General features: G+C 37.1%; 18 protein-coding genes. 7 read left to right on the top strand and 11 right to left on the bottom strand.

The window, feature by feature from the left end; translation table 11 throughout:
• Positions 1 to 47 precede the first annotated feature (47 nt).
• Both map and ACQWU4_RS00670 read left to right on the top strand, forming a co-directional pair.
• The gene (gene map, locus ACQWU4_RS00665) at positions 48 to 857 is read left to right on the top strand and encodes a type I methionyl aminopeptidase (protein WP_429933843.1); all 810 of its coding nucleotides are present in this window, start codon (positions 48 to 50) and stop codon (positions 855 to 857) included.
• Positions 857 to 1,624: a class I SAM-dependent methyltransferase gene (locus ACQWU4_RS00670; protein ID WP_429933844.1), complete on the top strand. Its 768-nt coding sequence runs from the start codon at positions 857 to 859 to the stop codon at positions 1,622 to 1,624. Before map ends, ACQWU4_RS00670 begins: the two co-directional genes overlap by 1 nt.
• 67 nt (positions 1,625 to 1,691) lie before the next feature.
• Here ACQWU4_RS00670 and ACQWU4_RS00675 read toward each other — a convergent pair whose 3' ends face one another.
• The 3 genes from ACQWU4_RS00675 to ACQWU4_RS00685 form a co-directional block, all read right to left on the bottom strand.
• A complete protein-coding gene (locus tag ACQWU4_RS00675; RefSeq protein ID WP_429933845.1) occupies positions 1,692 to 2,018 on the bottom strand; it encodes a DMT family transporter in 327 nt (108 codons plus the stop codon).
• A gap of 74 nt (positions 2,019 to 2,092) precedes the next feature.
• A complete protein-coding gene (locus ACQWU4_RS00680; protein ID WP_429933846.1) occupies positions 2,093 to 2,656 on the bottom strand; it encodes a Crp/Fnr family transcriptional regulator in 564 nt (187 codons plus the stop codon).
• Between the two features lie 65 nt (positions 2,657 to 2,721).
• Positions 2,722 to 3,054 (bottom strand): hypothetical protein, encoded by a 333-nt coding sequence (locus tag ACQWU4_RS00685; protein WP_429933847.1) that lies wholly within the window; start codon positions 3,052 to 3,054, stop codon positions 2,722 to 2,724.
• 130 nt (positions 3,055 to 3,184) lie between these two features.
• On the opposite strand from ACQWU4_RS00685, the gene era reads away from it, so the two are divergent.
• Both era and ACQWU4_RS00695 read left to right on the top strand, forming a co-directional pair.
• A complete protein-coding gene (era, locus tag ACQWU4_RS00690; RefSeq protein WP_429933848.1) occupies positions 3,185 to 4,060 on the top strand; it encodes a GTPase Era in 876 nt (291 codons plus the stop codon).
• Positions 4,061 to 4,126: 66 nt separating this feature from the next.
• Positions 4,127 to 4,555 (top strand): DoxX family protein, encoded by a 429-nt coding sequence (locus ACQWU4_RS00695; protein WP_429933849.1) that lies wholly within the window; start codon positions 4,127 to 4,129, stop codon positions 4,553 to 4,555.
• A 55-nt stretch (positions 4,556 to 4,610) separates the two neighbouring features.
• Here ACQWU4_RS00695 and ACQWU4_RS00700 read toward each other — a convergent pair whose 3' ends face one another.
• The gene (locus tag ACQWU4_RS00700) at positions 4,611 to 4,772 is read right to left on the bottom strand and encodes a bacteriocin-like protein (RefSeq protein WP_429933850.1); all 162 of its coding nucleotides are present in this window, start codon (positions 4,770 to 4,772) and stop codon (positions 4,611 to 4,613) included.
• Positions 4,773 to 4,900: 128 nt separating this feature from the next.
• Between ACQWU4_RS00700 and ACQWU4_RS00705 the strand changes: the two genes are divergently transcribed.
• Positions 4,901 to 7,303, top strand: coding sequence for a prolyl oligopeptidase family serine peptidase (locus ACQWU4_RS00705; protein WP_429933851.1), 2,403 nt, complete (start codon positions 4,901 to 4,903; stop codon positions 7,301 to 7,303).
• A gap of 36 nt (positions 7,304 to 7,339) precedes the next feature.
• Here ACQWU4_RS00705 and ACQWU4_RS00710 read toward each other — a convergent pair whose 3' ends face one another.
• Positions 7,340 to 8,029, bottom strand: a complete 690-nt coding sequence (locus tag ACQWU4_RS00710; protein WP_429933852.1) for an HAD family hydrolase — start codon at positions 8,027 to 8,029, stop codon at positions 7,340 to 7,342.
• A gap of 77 nt (positions 8,030 to 8,106) precedes the next feature.
• On the opposite strand from ACQWU4_RS00710, the gene ACQWU4_RS00715 reads away from it, so the two are divergent.
• Positions 8,107 to 8,673 carry a Crp/Fnr family transcriptional regulator gene (locus ACQWU4_RS00715; protein WP_429933853.1) on the top strand — a complete coding sequence of 189 codons (567 nt, stop codon included), beginning with the start codon at positions 8,107 to 8,109 and terminating at the stop codon, positions 8,671 to 8,673.
• A gap of 97 nt (positions 8,674 to 8,770) precedes the next feature.
• A complete protein-coding gene (locus ACQWU4_RS00720; RefSeq protein WP_429933854.1) occupies positions 8,771 to 9,274 on the top strand; it encodes an N-acetyltransferase family protein in 504 nt (167 codons plus the stop codon).
• 84 nt (positions 9,275 to 9,358) lie between these two features.
• On the opposite strand, the gene ACQWU4_RS00725 is transcribed toward ACQWU4_RS00720, so the two are convergent.
• The 6 genes from ACQWU4_RS00725 to ACQWU4_RS00750 all read right to left on the bottom strand — a co-directional run bounded on the left by ACQWU4_RS00725 (position 9,359) and on the right by ACQWU4_RS00750 (position 17,571).
• Positions 9,359 to 10,723: an MATE family efflux transporter gene (locus ACQWU4_RS00725; protein ID WP_429933855.1), complete on the bottom strand. Its 1,365-nt coding sequence runs from the start codon at positions 10,721 to 10,723 to the stop codon at positions 9,359 to 9,361.
• Between the two features lie 103 nt (positions 10,724 to 10,826).
• Positions 10,827 to 12,011: a sigma-54-dependent transcriptional regulator gene (locus tag ACQWU4_RS00730; RefSeq protein ID WP_429933856.1), complete on the bottom strand. Its 1,185-nt coding sequence runs from the start codon at positions 12,009 to 12,011 to the stop codon at positions 10,827 to 10,829.
• A gap of 56 nt (positions 12,012 to 12,067) precedes the next feature.
• Positions 12,068 to 12,727 carry a YggS family pyridoxal phosphate-dependent enzyme gene (locus ACQWU4_RS00735; protein WP_429933857.1) on the bottom strand — a complete coding sequence of 220 codons (660 nt, stop codon included), beginning with the start codon at positions 12,725 to 12,727 and terminating at the stop codon, positions 12,068 to 12,070.
• Positions 12,728 to 12,831: 104 nt separating this feature from the next.
• Entirely contained in the window at positions 12,832 to 13,698 is an 867-nt protein-coding gene (locus ACQWU4_RS00740; protein WP_429933858.1) for a polysaccharide deacetylase family protein, read from the bottom strand.
• Between the two features lie 286 nt (positions 13,699 to 13,984).
• Complete coding sequence (locus tag ACQWU4_RS00745; RefSeq protein ID WP_429933859.1) at positions 13,985 to 14,713, bottom strand: DUF72 domain-containing protein; 729 nt, start codon at positions 14,711 to 14,713, stop codon at positions 13,985 to 13,987.
• Positions 14,714 to 14,718: 5 nt separating this feature from the next.
• Positions 14,719 to 17,571 carry a heavy metal translocating P-type ATPase gene (locus tag ACQWU4_RS00750; protein WP_429933860.1) on the bottom strand — a complete coding sequence of 951 codons (2,853 nt, stop codon included), beginning with the start codon at positions 17,569 to 17,571 and terminating at the stop codon, positions 14,719 to 14,721.
• Positions 17,572 to 17,710: the final 139 nt, after the last annotated feature.

Below are 17,710 nucleotides of genomic sequence, written 5' to 3' on the forward strand. Positions count from 1 at the left end.
GGTAAGATTGTTAAACTGTTACATTTATACATTGGTAAATTAATACAATGATTCAATTAAAAACAATAGAAGAACTCCGTTTGATGAAGGAGAGTGCACACCTGGTTTCCAAAACACTGGGTATGCTTGCAAAAGAAATAAAACCGGGAATCAATACTTTGTATCTTGATAAGCTGGCTCATGATTTTATTAAAGATCACGGAGCAGAACCCGCTTTCTTAGGATATGGCGGCTTCCCGAATTCTTTATGTATTTCTCCGAACGAGCAGGTTGTTCATGGTTTTCCCAATAACGATATTATTAAAGAAGGAGATATTCTTTCCGTAGACTGTGGAGTTATTCTTAATGGATTTGTAGGAGATCATGCCTACACATTTGAAATCGGGGAAGTAAAGCCTGAAGTTAAAAAACTGCTTCAGGTAACCAAAGAATCTCTTTACAAAGGAATTGCACAGTGTGTAAGAGAAAAAAGAATAGGAGATATTTCCTATGCAATCCAGGCGCATTGTGAAAAAGAAGGCTATGGTGTAGTAAAAGAGCTTGTAGGACACGGTCTTGGAAGACAGATGCATGAAGATCCTCAAGTGCCGAATTACGGAAGACAGGGAAGCGGAAAAGTAATCAAAGACGGGCTTGCCATTGCTATTGAACCAATGGTAAATATGGGTACAGAAAAAGTGAAATTCCATAACGACGGATGGACGGTAACTACTTTGGATAATCTGCCTTCTGCACACTTTGAGCATGATGTAGCTGTGATCAACGGGAAACCTGTACTGCTTTCTACATTTAAATATGTTTATGAAGCTTTAGGCATCGTAAGTGATGAAGAAAAGCCATTCCAACTGGATTTTTAATGAAAAAAGTAACTAAACTTTTACTTAATAAAATACCTCGCCCAATGCTTATTAAAATGAGTATCTGGGCGAGGCCGCTTATTTACCGGCTTTTCAAAGGAGATGAATTTTATGATCCTATCGACGGGAGATCTTACCGGAAATTCCTTCCTTACGGCTATGGAAAGCAAAGAGAAAATGCACTTTCCCCCGGAACGCTGAGCCTTGAAAGGCACCGCCAGATGTGGCTTTATCTTCAGAATGAGACCGATTTTTTTATTAAAAATGCCAAAGTTCTGCATATTGCTCCCGAGCAGGAATTCCTGAGAAAATTTAAGATGATGAAAAATCTGAATTATATTTCTGCAGACCTTTTTTCTCCTATTGTAGACGTGAAAGCAGACATCTTAGACTTACCTTTTGAAGATAACAGCTTTGATATTGTATTTTGCAACCACGTTCTGGAACATATCGAAGATGATGCAAAGGCTATGAGCGAGCTTTACAGAGTGATGAAACCGGGAGGCTGGGGAATTCTACAGGTTCCGATGAGAAATTCTATGGAGAAAACCTATGAAGATTTTTCCATTACAGATCCCAAAGAACGCCAGAAACACTTTGGGCAGTATGACCATGTCAGATGGTACGGAATGGATTATTTCGACCGTTTGAGAAAAGCAGGTTTTGAAACAGAACCCAATTTCTATTCCCAGAATTTTTCAGAAGAAGAAATCAGAAAATACGGATTAAGACGAAACGAAATCTTACCTGTAGTTTTCAAAAAATAAAAACAATAACCCTGTTTTCAGATCTGAAAACAGGGTCATTTAATATAGATAGAAGTTGTTTTTGATCTTAGTGAGAAACAGATTTCAATCCTACCACAGAACCGATTAAGGTTACAATGAAGAATATTCTCCAGAAGCTTACAGGATCTTTAAAAAAGAAAATCCCCATTAGAGCCGTTCCTACAGCTCCTATTCCTGTCCATACCGCATAAGCTGTTCCAATTGGGAGTGTTTGAGTAGCTTTGATCAACAGTACCATACTGATCGTCATGGTTACCAGGAAACCTGCATACCAATAGTACATCTCGGATCCTGATGTTTCTTTTGCTTTTCCCAGACAGGATGCAAAGGCAACTTCAAATAACCCGGCGATGATTAAAATAATCCAATTCATTTTTTTTAATTTTCTCTACCGCAAATTTCAGGATTTGAAAGGAAACAGAATTTTACAATTGTTAAAAAATGAATTTATTTTATATCTGCCCGGATTCTGCTGAGACTTACCTGTGTAATTCCAAGATAGGAGGCAATATGTCCTAACTGAACTCTTTTCAGAAGGTCAGATTTGTTGGTCATCAGATCTTTGTAGCGTTCCAGAGATGTTTTGAATTGTCTTGAAATAATCAGTTCTTCCGTTTTCACAAGTTCCCTTTCTGCAAATTTCCTTCCCCAGTTGGCAATATGGATATCTTCGTTGAAAAGCTTTCTCAGACTTTCTGTTTCCAGAATATACAGATCACAGTCTTCTAAAAGCTCAATACTCTCATAACCGGGCCTGTCTTCCACATAACTCTTCATGGAAACTATGGTTTCACCTTCGCTGCCGAACCAGAATGTAATATCATTATCAGCTGTGGAAGCATAGGCACGTACAATACCTTTCCGGATAAAATAAATATGCGGAATAATTTTATCTGCTTCCATAAGGCAGAAATATTTCGGATGCGATATTTCTGTGATATGATTTTTTAAAGAAGTTTTGGATGCTTCCGGAAGTACATAAATACGGTCAAGAATTTCGTCTATATCCATACAGAGAATTATAATGTCAAAAGTATCGGTTTTAAAGTATGCAATACAAGTTTAATACAAAAATACTACTTACTTTTTGAGGATTTCTTTTCTGTTTTTTCCACTTCTGCCAATGCTGCCTGAGCAAAATTTTTCCATTGGCTTTGATGTTCAGCCGGTATCTGAACCCATCCGTTCATCTTTTTTCCTTCTGACGGTTCAAAGATGGCAGAACCACTCAAATCTAAGGCTTCTTCTAAAACTGGTCCACTAAGTTTTATTGCAATATTTTCATTTTTTAATAATAAGAATGCTTTGCCGTTGGGAGCTTTCAGACAAAGAGCCCCAAACATTTTTCCCTTTTGTGCTTCCGGGATTTCTGCCGCTAATTCTTCAAAATGTTTTTCGGCTTCAGTCATAGATCAATTTTGGTATAAATATATTACTTTTTCAAAGCCTGTACTTACTTTTCACAGAAACGAAACCCAATTAAATTTTGTTTTCACTAACTTTGCAGCCCGGTTCAATATTGAGCCTAAAAATTATTATATGCACAAAGCAGGATTCGTAAACATAGTCGGAAAACCGAATGCCGGAAAATCTACCTTATTAAACCAATTAATGGGGGAGAAGCTGGCTATCGTAACACAAAAAGCACAGACAACACGCCACAGGATTTTTGGAATTTATAATGAAGATGATTTGCAGATCGTATTTTCAGATACTCCCGGAGTTTTAGATGCAAAATATGGTCTTCAGGAAAAAATGATGGATTTTGTAAAGGACTCTTTACAGGATGCCGATGTATTTTTGTTTATTGTAGACGTTACAGATAAAGCTGAACCTTCAGAATTTTTAATTGATAAACTGAACAAGATCCCGGTTCCTGTTTTGCTTCTATTGAATAAAGTAGATCAGACCACACAGGAAGGACTTGAAAAGCTGGTAGAAGATTGGCACAACAGGATTCCAAAAGCTGAAATTCTGCCTATTTCTGCCCTGAATGCTTTCAATACTGACATCATTCTTCCCAAATTAAGATCTTTGTTACCGGAGAATCCACCTTATTATGACAAAGAACAATACACGGATAAGCCGGAAAGATTTTTCGTAAACGAGGCGATCCGTGAAAAAATCCTTTTAAACTACGAGAAAGAAATTCCTTATTCTGTAGAGGTCGTTACTGAGCAGTTCAAAGAAAAAGAAGGGATTATTTTCATCGATTCTATTATTTATGTGGAAAGAGATACCCAAAAGGGAATTATCATTGGCCATAAAGGAGAAGCTATCAAAAAAGTGGGAACAGAAGCCAGACTGGATCTGGAAAAATTCTTTTCGAAGAAAATCCATCTGAACCTTTTTGTAAAAGTGAAAAAAGACTGGCGTAAAAATGACAGAGATCTGAAAAATTTCGGATACAGATAAACTAAAAATGCCTGAATACCGTTCTATTAAAAGATTTTTATTAACTTTAGTCTAAATTTTGATTAAATGAACTATTTTCAGTCAAATTCCAGCTCAGTACCTAAAGATATTATTTTATTGGTTGTGAGAGTATTTGTAGGTTTTGCGATGCTTTCTCACGGTTTTCCGAAGCTTCAGATGCTGTTGGAAGGCGGTAAAATTGAGTTTTTTGATTTTATAGGATTAGGACCTTTGGTTACCCTTGTTCTTACTGTTATCGCTGAATTTGTCTGCTCAATACTTCTTATATTAGGGCTTTTTACCAGGGTCTCTTTAGGCTTTCTTATCTTTACCATGGTTATTGCTGCTTTTGTAGTTCATGGAGCGGATCCTTTTGAGAAAAGAGAAATGAGCCTTATCTATATGTCCGTTTATCTTCTTCTTATGGCTTTTGGAGCAGGGAAAATATCGGTAGATCATATGATCGAGAAAAGAAAAAGAGCTTCGGATTGGTAGTCCGGTTCAGATAAAATAAAAAGAGCATTAGAAATAATGCTCTTTTTTATTTTTATTATGGGTTACAAGGCAGTGATGACCAGATACAGGTCCATATGATTCCTCCGTTGTCATCTTCACCTGCTACACATGGTTTATATCCGGTAGGGCATGATGGAGCTCCTCCTCCAATGATTGTTTTTAAATCTCTTTTAGATAATTTTTTTAGATTTTTCATAATAAATATTTTAGATTTTTTAGATTTTACTAATATAGAGTTATTTAATTATATCACAACAGAGGAGAGTAAAATTATCAGTTTTAATTATACCCGAAAATCACTACATTCGTAGAAAACGAATTTATATGAAGATAAAACTGACAATTTGCCTTCTGGCATTTCTCAATTTCTATGATGCACAGGAGAATATCACTTATCAAAAACCTTCTGCTGAAATTTTGAAACTGGCAGATTACGAAAGACCCCCAAGCGTTCTGATGAACAGCAAAAAAGACTGGGTGGTTTTCACTTACCGTCCTACGTATAAAACCCTTGAAGACCTTAACCAGCAGGAAATGAAGCTTGGAGGTTTAAGAATTAATCCGGTTACCAATATTTCAAGCAGTGTTACTTATTCCAATAATCTGAAGATCAGGAAGATCAATGATAAAAGTGAGGTTCAGGTAAAAAACCTGCCTTCCAATGCTAAAATTACTTATATCTCATTTTCGCCGGACGAAAAAACACTGGCGTTTACCAATACAACAGATAAAGGAGTTGAACTTTGGATAGTAAATCTTGAAACTGCCTCTGCCAAAAAAATTACGGGAGATAACCTGAATGCCAATCTGGGAATGCCTTATACATGGTATAATGATTCTCAAAGTCTTCTGATCAGAACACTTATCCCGAACAGACCTGCCCTGATTGATGCCAGCAAAGATCTTCCGACAGGGCCGATTGTCTCTACAGCTGATGGTAAAGTTTCGCAGAACAGAACCTATCAGGATCTATTGAAGAATCCTCAGGATGAAAAAAACTTTGAGGTTCTTACTGCTTCTGAAATTTATAACGCAGATCTGAACGGAAACCTTAAAAAAGTAAAAGAGCAGGATATGTATTCCGGTTTAAGCTTTTCTCCGGACGGAAACTATTTGATGACCACCGTAATCAAAAAACCGTTTTCATATATTGTTCCTTTAAGCAGATTTCCTTTGACGACTACTGTATATGATATGAAAGGAAATGCTGTAAAAGTTGTAAACGATGTTCCTCTGAATGAAATAATGCCGAAAGGATTTTCATCGGTAAGAACCGGAAAAAGAAGTATGGGCTGGAGAAGCGATGCTCCTGCTACTTTGGTATTTGCTGAAGCATTGGACGGAGGAGATCAGTCTAAAACAGCCGAATACAGAGACGAGATCTTTACATGGGAAGCACCATTTACTGCTGCTCCGAAATCCTTCTTTAAAACAAAGCAGAGATATGAAGGAGTAAGCTGGACGAATGATCATTATGCCATAGTTTCTGAAGGCTGGTATGATACCAGAAATACCAAATCTTTCCTTGTAGATCTTAATAACGGAGAATCAAAAGTTTTTGATGACAGGAATTATCAGGATGTTTACAGCGATCCGGGAAATTTTAATACAGCGAAAAATCAGTACGGCAGAACAGTTATTGATATGAAAGGAGAAAAGGCATACCTGATTGGTGACGGATTTACAAAAGACGGGCAACATCCTTTTATAGATGAAATGGATGTAAAGTCACTTAAAAAGAAAAGACTCTACACTTCTAATATTAAAAATGTCAAAGAAGAGATTATTGATATCCTTAATCCTTCAAAAGGGGAGATTTTAACAACTCAGCAATCTTCCAGCATGTATCCGAATTACTTTAAGAAGAATATCAAATCCAACAAAGCGGAGGCTGTTACCAATTTTGCAAATCCTTTTGAAAGCATTAAAGATGTTTATAAAGAAGTAATCACATACAAAAGGAATGACGGAGTTACTTTAACAGGAACCCTTTATCTGCCTGCCAATTATGACAGAAAAGCTAAAAAAGAAAAGCTTCCGTTACTGATCTGGGCTTATCCTACGGAATACAAGGATAAAAACACAGCAGGCCAGAATACCCAGAATCCGAACGACTTTACATTCCCGTATTACGGATCTTTTGTATACTGGACAACGAAAGGTTACGCTGTACTGGATGATGCTGCATTCCCGATCATCGGAGAAGGAAAAACAGAACCTAATGACACTTTTATTCTGCAATTGGTAGCAAACGGAAGAGCAGCTATAGATGCGGTAGATAAATTAGGATATATTGACAGAACAAAAGTAGCGGTCGGAGGGCATTCATATGGTGCATTTATGACAGCTAATCTTTTAACCCATTCCAAGGATTATGCTTGTGGTATTGCAAGAAGTGGGGCTTATAACAGAACCTTAACGCCGTTTGGATTTCAGAGCGAACAGAGAAATTATTGGGATGTTCCGGAAATTTATAACACGATGTCACCGTTTATGAATGCAGATAAAATGAAAACTCCATTACTTCTGGTTCATGGTGATGCTGACAATAATCCGGGAACTTTTACTTTGCAGACGGAAAGATATTTCCAGGCTCTGAAAAATCTGGGAGCTCCTGTAAAAATGGTTCTACTTCCGAAAGAAGCTCATGGTTATGCTGCTAAAGAGAATATTCTGCACCTTTTATGGGAACAGGATCAGTTCCTTGAGAAGTGTTTGAAGAAATAAACCAAATAAAAAACTCGTCCGTCAGGACGAGTTTTTTTATAAATATTTCAGTATTTCATCAATACTTTTCAGCTCCATAAAATTCTCATGTTCCAGATGATGCTCATGCTGCTCATGAGTCCAGGTTATATGATAAGGAATATGAGCTGCAAAACCACCGGTCTCCAATACAGGAAGAATATCTGATTTTATTGAATTTCCAAGCATCAGAAAATGTTCAGGCTTACAGTCCAGATGTTTAAGGAGTTTTTGGTAATCACTTTCCTTCTTGTCACTCATAATTTCTATATGATGAAAGTATTCCTGCAGCCCTGAATTTTTAAGTTTACGTTCCTGATCCAGCAAATCTCCTTTTGTGGCTACTACCAGCCTGTATTTTCCTTTTAAAGTATCCAAAGTTTCAGTAACACCATCCAATAATTCTATTGGTTTTTGCAGCAACTCCTGGCCAATTTCAATAGTTCTGTTGATTAACTGCATGGATGCTGTACCGCCGGAGATTCTGCTCACCGTTTCTACCATACAAAGCATAAAACCTTTTACACCGTAACCATAGAGGTGAAGATTCTGCATTTCGGTCTTAAATAATTCCTGAGAGACGGAATGCTGCGGAAGATAATCTTCAAGAAGCATACAGAACTCCTTTTCTGCTTCCTGAAAATAAGGTTCATTGATCCAAAGCGTATCATCCGCATCAAAGGCAATTGTCGTTATGTGATTATTCATTTTACTTTCGTATTTTTCTTCCTGCAAAATTCAGTATAAAAATTCAATCAGAAAAGGACATTTGTCCCGGATAAGATATGTTACGGACCAATCAGCTGTTTTTAAACTATATAGAAAACCTTTACAAAAATGAAGAGCGTAAAGAAGATATTGTCATAAGATCCTTCTTCAAAGGTGAAAGGATATTTACACAAAATGAAAAACCTTCTAAAATAATGCTGATTAAAGAAGGTATTACCAAATGTTTTTTAGTTGAAGAAAATGACAAAGAATATATTGTTGAGTTTCTGGGAAAAGGAGAGATCATCGGGGAAATAGAACTGATCAGGAATATTCCCTGTCTTTGTAGTATTGAAGCGATAACGGATACCACTGTTTATGCAGTATCCATACCTTATTTCAAATCTTTGATTAAAACTGATCTCTTATTGAATAATCATTTGTTGGATGTATTCGCCGAACGTATTGTCAATACTTCAAAAAGAGCATCTTATCAGCAGCTGTATGCCGCAGAACATACTTTATCCCAGCTTCTCAAGCTTCAAACCCGGCAGGAAATTGAGATTTCAAAAGAAGATATGGCTGCTTATCTGGGGATTACCGTAAGGAGCCTGAACAGGACCTTGAAAAACCTGGAAAAGTAATATTTACAAACGGGTTTAAAAGATAAATTATAATTATTCTCCAAATTCTGCCGGTAAAAGCCTTATGCTTCTTATTTTTGCAGAGAAATAAATAAAAATGGAAGAGCTGCAATTCAGGAATGCTGACCTGAAAGATTTAGAAAAAATAGTCGAAATATATAATTCTACCATCCCCTCAAGAATGGTGACCGCCGATACAGAAAATGTTTCTGTGGAAAGCAGAAAAGAATGGTTTAATGAACATAATCCCGAAACAAGGCCACTTTGGATCATTGAAAATACAAACCATGAAACAGTGGGATGGGTCAGTTTTTCCTCATTTTATGGAAGACCCGCTTATAACGGAACTGTTGAAATGAGTATTTATATGGGTGAATCCTCCAGAGGAAAAGGATATGGGAAAAAGGTAATGGAATACTGCATTGATAAGGCTCCGGATTTGGGAATAAAAACCCTGCTGGGATTTATCTTCTCCCATAATGAAGCCAGTCTCAAACTTTTCAGAAATTTTGGATTTGAAGAATGGGGATTGTTTCCTGATGTGGCTGTTTTGGACGGGATAGAGAGAAGTCTGACAATTTTAGGAAAAAGAGTCGGGTAATTTCATGATATTGTTTGATAGACGGGCTCGGAAGTAATAAAAAACCCGGAGAAGTAATTCCCGGGTTGATTCTATTGATATGTTTTATTTTTCGGCCTGATTAATTCTCTTCGCAGACATATTCAGAAACCGTTTTACGAGGAATACAGCTGAAACAGTAAGCCCTAATCCTAAAGCGATCCACATTCCGAAAGCTCCCATGTTTAAAGTAACACACAGGAAATAACCTAGCGGAACAGTAATCACCCAATAAGCAATAAAAGTATAGATTGAAGGAATTTTCACATCCTGCAATCCTCTGAGTGTACCTAAAGCCGTTACCTGAATCCCGTCCGAAAGCTGGAATAAAGCTGCTATGATCATTAATTTTGAAGCTAAAGCAATTACTTCCACTTCCTCTTTTTTAGTAAAGAAAGTAGGCAGTATATTTCTTCCGAGAATAAAGAACAATCCGCAGATGCACATAAAAATAAAGGCTATTTTCAAGTTATTGATCCCGACTTTTCTCAGTTCAACAAAATTCTGTTCACCAAGTTTTCTTCCGATCATTACGGTTGAAGCCACACTAAATCCTACACATAAATTGAAGGTAAATGAAGCCATACTCAAAGCAATCTGGTGTGAAGCAATATCATGTGCAGAGATCAGTCCGCAGATAAATGCAGCTCCCGCAAAAGCAGTTACTTCAAAGAACATCTGTAGAGCCGTAGGCAGACCCAGTTTCACCATTTTATCAAACATATTTCTGGAGAAAATCTGAATTTTTAAAGAAAAATCTTTGATATATCGTCTTGTTTTTTTCTCTTTAACCAATACAATATAAAGAAAAACCACCATGAATATTCTGGAGATCAGTGTTGCTAAGGCAGAACCTTTCACCCCCATTTCAGGGAAGATCCAGAGTCCTTTGATGAAAACATAATTCAGGGCAATATTGATGATGTTCGCAATGATTGTAGCTTTGGTAACACCAATGGTATAGGATAAACCTTCAGAAACCTCACGAAGCGTCTGAAAAGCCATGAAAGGGATCATACTGATCGCCATAATGCTCAGGAAGTCTACAGTATTGGGAATAATCTTTTCCGGCTGTCCGGAATGATAGAGTAGTGGCATTCCTAAAAGCAATACGGCCATTAAAATAATTCCTACCAACATATTGATCACAAATCCGTGGCTGAAGACCGAATTAATCGTTGCGTGATCTTCCTTGGAATGTGCCTCTGAAACCAAAGGTGGTATTGCAAATGAAAATCCCAGTGCCAGTACAAACACAGAGAAAAATACAGCATTTCCCAATGAAACGGAAGCCAGCGCATCCGCTCCTAAAAGTTTTCCGACAATAATATTGTCGAAGAGATTCACCGAGACCTGCCCAACCTGCGTAAGCATGACAGGAAGAGCCAGGGTCAGACACTCTTTCGTGTAATTTTTGTTTAAAAAGTTCATAGTATTTTATGATTCATATATAGTTTAATATTTAAAAAAGGTCAAAAAAAAATTTGCAGTAGGCTTACTGCAAATTTTTATAAATATTTAATGTTCAATTAAATTATTTCCTTACAAAACTTGCAACATCCTCTTCAGAAACAGTGTTTCCGCCAAGAATAATTAATCTTTCCACAACATTTCTCAGTTCTCTGATGTTTCCTGTCCATGAAAGATCTTTAAGTGCAGTAACTGCTTTATCATCAAATTTTTTCACGGCAGTACCATGTTCATCGGCAATCATACCGGAAAAGTGCTCTACTAATAATTTGATATCTTCTTTTCTGTCATCCAATGGCGGAACATAGATTTCAATCACAGAAAGCCTGTGATAAAGATCTTCCCTGAATTTTCCTTCCTCAATCTCTTTCTGCATATTTTTATTGGTTGCTGCAATTACTCTTACATCAACCTTAATTTCCTTGTCACTTCCTACAGGAGAAACCTTGCTTTCCTGTAATGCTCTTAAAACCTTAGCCTGAGCAATAAGACTCATATCACCGATCTCATCCAAAAAGATAGTGCCTCCGTTTGCCTGCTCAAATTTTCCCTGCTTGTCTTTAATGGCTCCTGTAAAAGATCCTTTTACGTGTCCGAAAAGTTCAGACTCAATAAGCTCGGAAGGGATAGCTGCACAGTTTACCTCCACCATTGGACCTCTTGCACGTTCACTTTGGTTGTGGATGGCGTGGGCTACCAATTCTTTTCCTGCTCCGTTAGGTCCTGTAATCAGAACACGGGCATCAGAAGCAGCTACCTTTTCGATCATATCCTGAATCTTTTTCAAGGCAGGAGAATCACCGATCATCTGGTATTTTTTGTTTACTTTTTTCTTTAAGGTCTTATTTTCAGTTTGGAGACTTTTATTTTCCAGTTTCAGACTTTCTTTAGCTAGAGCGTTCTTTACGCTGGTTATTAACCTGTTGATATCAATAGGTTTAGAGATGAAGTCGTATGCACCTTCCTTTAAACAAGATACGGCAGAATCAATATCCGCATGCCCTGAGATCATAATGAACGTAGTTTCAGGCTTTAAAACCATAGTCTGTTTTAAAAGTTCAGTTCCTGAAAGTTTAGGCATTTTAATATCGGAGATCACCAATGCGAAATCTTCTTTTTCTATCTGTTTGTAGCCTTCAAGGCCATCTTCAGCGATAACAAATTCGTAATCGGTAAGTTCATCAGAAAGAATACTGTGTAATACTCCCGAGATTGCTTTTTCGTCTTCTACAATAAGGATTTTTTGCATAGTTGCAAATTTAGATTTTTTGATTCAATTATTAGCAAAAACCATACCTAAATATACTATTTTGAGTAATCTCTTCTGCCGAAAATAGCCGATCCAACCCTTACGGAATTGGCACCGCATTCAATGGCAGCCGGGAAATCATCACTCATTCCCATAGATAAAGTCTGGAGTGGTTTTAATTGATTTAATTCATCAAAAAGCCCTTTTAATATTAAAAATTCTTTTTTTACCTGCTCTTCATCATCCGTAAACGTGGCCATTCCCATAAGACCGGTAATTTCAACATCAGAAAAATTTCCGTCAATATACTGTTGGAACAACTCTTTTGCTTCTGCGATCTCAAGCCCGAACTTAGTTTCTTCTGCAGCAATCTTTACCTGAAGCAGTAATTTGACGGTTCTGCTGTTCCTGCCGGCTTCTTTACTGATCTCAGCAAGAAGTTTTTCAGAATCCACACTTTGGATGGTATCAATGAAAGGAGCAATATATTTTACCTTATTCGTCTGCAGATGCCCGATCAGGTGCCATTGAATGTCCCTTGGAAGGAGAGGATATTTCTCCATAAGCTCCTGAACTTTGTTTTCACCAAAGACCTTCTGTCCCAGATCATAGACTTCCTGAATAGCCTCAGCCGGATGTGTTTTGGAAACTGCTACCAGTTGAACTCCCGACGGAAGCTGATTTTTTATTGCTGTATAATTTTCTTTAATATCCATACATGCAAATTTCTGAATTTTAAAAGCAAAAAGCTAATGAATCTGTAAAATAGTTTTTTCTTATTGTAATTGGATACTATATGTAATTTATCTTAACTGTTGCATTAATTCAGGATTTCGTTGATCTTCGGATACTGTGAGATTTTTCTGAACACAAACTTATTGCTTTTCTGAAGTTTTTCAATAAACATATCCAGCTCATTGATAGAATCTGCATCTCTTAAATACTGATCATGAGTAAGAAAAACCAAATGTCTTGATGTTTTTTCCAGATCATTAATGAAAATACTGTCTACTTTTTTGATCATGGCTTCATGGCTGCCTTTTAAGGTCATTTTTTGAGAAGGTTTCCATTCGAGATCCCAGCCGATTACTTTATAACCTGCTTTTTTTAGACTGTTGGCTGCATCAGTGGAGCTTTTGATATCGGTAACATTAATATTATTCAGTCTCCAGATATTTCTTCCCGGAGTTCTTGCAATCATATCATAAAGTTTAAGGCTGTCTCTTGCAATATCAAAATCGTGGACAACTGCGTCCGGGTTCTTGTAGAAGTCGGTATACTTGTTATGTGCATGGCTGAAGCTGTGATTGGCCAGTTCAATGAGTGAATTGCTTTTTAAAAGTTCCATATCATCTTTCTGTCTTTTGCTTCCATAAGCATGTTTTCCTACCAGAAAAGCAGTAGCACATACATTTCTTTTATTCAGGATTTTAAGGAGATTTTCTGTTCCTTGGTTCGGGCCGTCATCAAAAGTAAGATAGATCACTCTTTTATCGGATTCTACATCCTCATCATCTATTTTTGGGACCGTTTCTACGGTGGGATGTTCCAGTGAAACTGTTCTTTTAAACTCTTTCACATCAGTTTTGCCATTACAGCCGTTTAATACAATTGAAGCCGCACTCACCAATGCAGTCATCCCAAGAAAAGCCATGTTTTTTGACTTTTCCCCAAAAATTTTTTTCATAAAGATAATGGAGGTTTAAATCGTTAAAAATTGTTAAAATTATCGCTAAAATGTTAACAAATTATATGCCATCATTTGTTAAAAATTACTTTTTAATTTTATTTTAAGAACTTTATTTGAAACCGCATTTCCTTAGAATGAAAGAGCCGTAGATTTATGTTTTTTTATTCTTAATTTTTTAACATTTATAAACAGTAAAATAATAGTCTTTCTCTATTTTTATTAAGATTATGTTATTTTTCCTTTGTTTGGGAATTATTTAGGCATGAAACCTGAAAACAGATATTCAGTCTAGAATTTCTTTCAGGTAAAGAGCATTTTTGATAGCAGCAGTTCCCCATGTATTATTGAAAAATATAAATGCGGTTCTTTCTGAGCTGCTGATTTTTTCAGCAATCTGATCCATGAACTCCGGACTGTACTCGGATTTATAAAGAACAGGTTTTCCATGGAGCCTATAATACAGAATTTCTTTATTATTGATGATCATATCTTCCGGAAGATTACCTGGAAAGCTGACTCCTGAAAAAATGATACTGTTTTCTTTTAATAGGGTAAAAATATCTTCAGACCACCAGGAATCATGGCGGAACTCTATGACATTTAAATATTTAAAATTCAGGTTGGAGAGAATAAGATCTATATTTTCCTGCGATTTTTTAAATGAGGGCGGAAACTGATACAGGAATCCGGACAGTTTATCTTTTAAATGGGTATGAATATGTTCGCAGAATTCTGAAGTTTCTTCTTTACAATCTTTCAAGCGTTTTTCGTGGGTAATAGTTTTCGGTATTTTGATGAAGAATTTAAAATCAGAAGAGGTTTCATCGTACCATTTTGTGAGTGTTTTGGTGGTGGGTTTTCTGTAAAAAGTGGAATTGATTTCCACAGCATTGAAAGTCCGGGAATATAGGGTAAGAAAGTCTTTACTTTGAACATTTTCAGGATATAACGATCCTTTCCAGTCGTTATTATAAAATCCCGAACATCCAATGTAAAGACTTCCTTTTTTCATGATCTTTATTTTATATCAGCATCCAGATCGACAGAATTCAGCCTTAATGAATTCAGAATAACAGAAAGTGAACTGACACTCATTGCGGCGGCAGCAATCATGGGTGACAAAAGTATTCCAAAGAAAGGATACAATAATCCTGCCGCTACCGGAATCCCCAGTACATTATAAATAAATGCAAAAAACAGGTTTTCTTTAATATTTTTAAGAAGCTTTTCGCTTAATAGTTTAGCTTTTGCGACTCCTAGAATATCGCCTTTCAATAGCGTGATTTCTGCACTTTCCATGGCAACATCGGTTCCGGTTCCCATAGCAATTCCTACGTCTGACTGTGCCAAAGCAGGGGAGTCGTTGATCCCGTCTCCGGTCATAGCTACAATTTTACCTTGCTGCTGAAGTTTTTTGACTTCATTCAGTTTATCTTCCGGAAGACAGCCTGCTTTGTAATGGGTGATTCCCAGTTCATCAGCCACTGCTTTGGCGGTATGCTCATTGTCTCCCGTCATCATGATTACATCAATTCCTTCATTTATCAATCGCTGAACTGCTTTTTTAGAAGTATCTTTAATTTTATCTGTAAAGCTGATGAAGCCTAATACAGTCTGATCTTGTGCAATATAAGATATGGTATGCGCTTTTGACTGTACTTCCACAGCTTTTTGTTTTAAATCCTGAGGAATGGAGAGATTGCTGGAGGTCAGAAGACTTTCATTTCCTAAATAAACCGTTTTTCCATTGATATTTCCCTGAACTCCTTTTCCTGAGATATTTTCAAAATGATCTACCTTTTCAGCGGTTAAGTTTTTTTCTTTTGCTTTTTTAATAACTGCATTGGACAGAGGATGTTCTGAGTTTTGGTTAAGGGAAAGTGCCAGTTTTAGAATTTCATTTTTATCTCCGTTTCCTGAAATTTCAATATGTTCCACAGAGGGTTTTCCTTCCGTCAGAGTTCCTGTTTTGTCAGTAATCAGGACATTGACTTTATGCATCTGTTCAAGTGCCTCTGCATTTTTGATAAGTATTCCACTCTTTGCCCCTTTTCCGATTCCTACCATCAAAGACATTGGTGTGGCTAAGCCAAGAGCACACGGACAGGCAACAATCAGAACGGCTACCGCATTGACAAAAGCAAATAAGCTTCTTTTTCCTTCCGGTCCGAAGAACTGCCATAAAACAAAAGTAAGAACAGCGATCAGGATCACAACCGGAACAAAAACTTTGGACACTTTATCGGTCAGTTTCTGTATCGGGGCTCTGCTTCGACTGGCTTCATTTACCATTTTAATGATTTGTGAAAGAAGAGTTTCATCACCTACTTTTTCAGCTTTCATGATGAATACTTTATTTCCGTTGATGGTTCCGGAAGAAACCTTGTCATCAACAGCTTTTTCCACAGGTACTGGTTCTCCGGTAATCATACTTTCATCTACCAGGGAGCTTCCTTCTGTTATTTTTCCGTCAACGGGGATTTTTTCACCCGGTTTTACCTTTAAAAGATCTCCGATTTTTACCTGGGAAAGCAATACTCTTTTTTCTTCTCCGTTTACAATCAGATTGGCTTCGTCAGGCGAAAGATTCATTAATTCTTTAATGGCATTTCCTGTTTTTTTATGAGCGGCAGCTTCCATAAGCTGTCCTAAAATCACAAGCGTTAAAATCACACAGACTGCTTCAAAATACAATGGAATTTCATGATTATGACCTCTTATTTCATGAGGAATGATATCAGGAAAAGCCAATGCAGTAATACTGAATATAAATGCTGCGGCAACTCCTAAAGCAATCAGACTGAACATATTTAAATTCCATGTTTTGAATGAAACCCAGCCTCTTTTCAGAAGGAACCATCCGGAATAAAACATGACCGGAAGTGTTAAGGCAAGCTCAATAAATCCTTGAACCTTATGGGAAAAAGGGAAATTGATAAACATTCCGCCCATCGAAAGAATGAAAACAGGAATGGTAAAAGCAAGGGAAATCATGAATTTTCTTTTCAGAATATTGTATGTTTCATCTTCTTCATCATCGCTGCTGTCAGGCATTCTTACCAGGTCCATTCCACAGATGGGGCAGTCTCCGGGTTCGTCACGTATGATTTCCGGGTGCATCGGGCAGGTATATTTTGCTGTTTTCTTTTCGGGGTATTTTACCAGATCCATTCCGCAGACAGGGCATCCTACATTGGAATCGTAGGTTTTATCACCTTCGCAGTACATAGGGCAGTAATATTTTCCTGCCATATCATCTGTAACTTTCGGGGTTTCATGATAATGGCTGTGGTTATGGTGGGAATGAGAATGATGACTGTGAGAAGTTATATTTCCGGCAAGTTCTTCTGTGATTTCTTCCAGATGCATGTGACAGACCGGGCAGTCACCTTTTTCATCATACACTTTGTCTCCTTCACAGAACATCGGACAATAATATTTCCCAACGCTGTCTTTAAAATTTGCAGGCAGATTTGAAGAAGAGTAGGCCGGTTTATGATTGGGGTCTTTGGCATGTTTTTCCTCGATGGGAACCAGGTACATGTTGCAGACCGGGCATCTTTCGCCTTGTTTAAAATACACTTTATCCTCTTCACATTCCATCGGGCAATAATATACAGAAGAAGGTGAAACCCTGTCCTGAGGTTTTACAAATGTTGTTTCAGGTTTTTTAGGATCTTCCAGTCTGTATCTTTCTCCTAAAGCATTATTTAAAACGGAAAGCTCAATTTCCTTATCGGAAGTGATGGTTGCTGTATTGTTTTCCAGATTTACATCGGCTGTAACTCCCTCAATACTGTTGAGCTTTTCAGAAATTTTTTTCTGACAGCCGGAGCACGTCATTCCGAGTATATTATATTGTCTGTTCATGATCCTTGAATTTATAGTACAAATGTCCAAAATGAATTGGGAAGGCTGTTATAAATTTAAGGATAATAGTTATAGAATTTGGAAAGGTATATGTGTGGGAGGGTTGGAGGGTGTTAGAGTATAAGTGTAGGAGAGTTGT

Source organism: Chryseobacterium sp. MIQD13 (genome assembly GCF_050496705.1).
GTDB lineage: Bacteria > Bacteroidota > Bacteroidia > Flavobacteriales > Weeksellaceae > Chryseobacterium.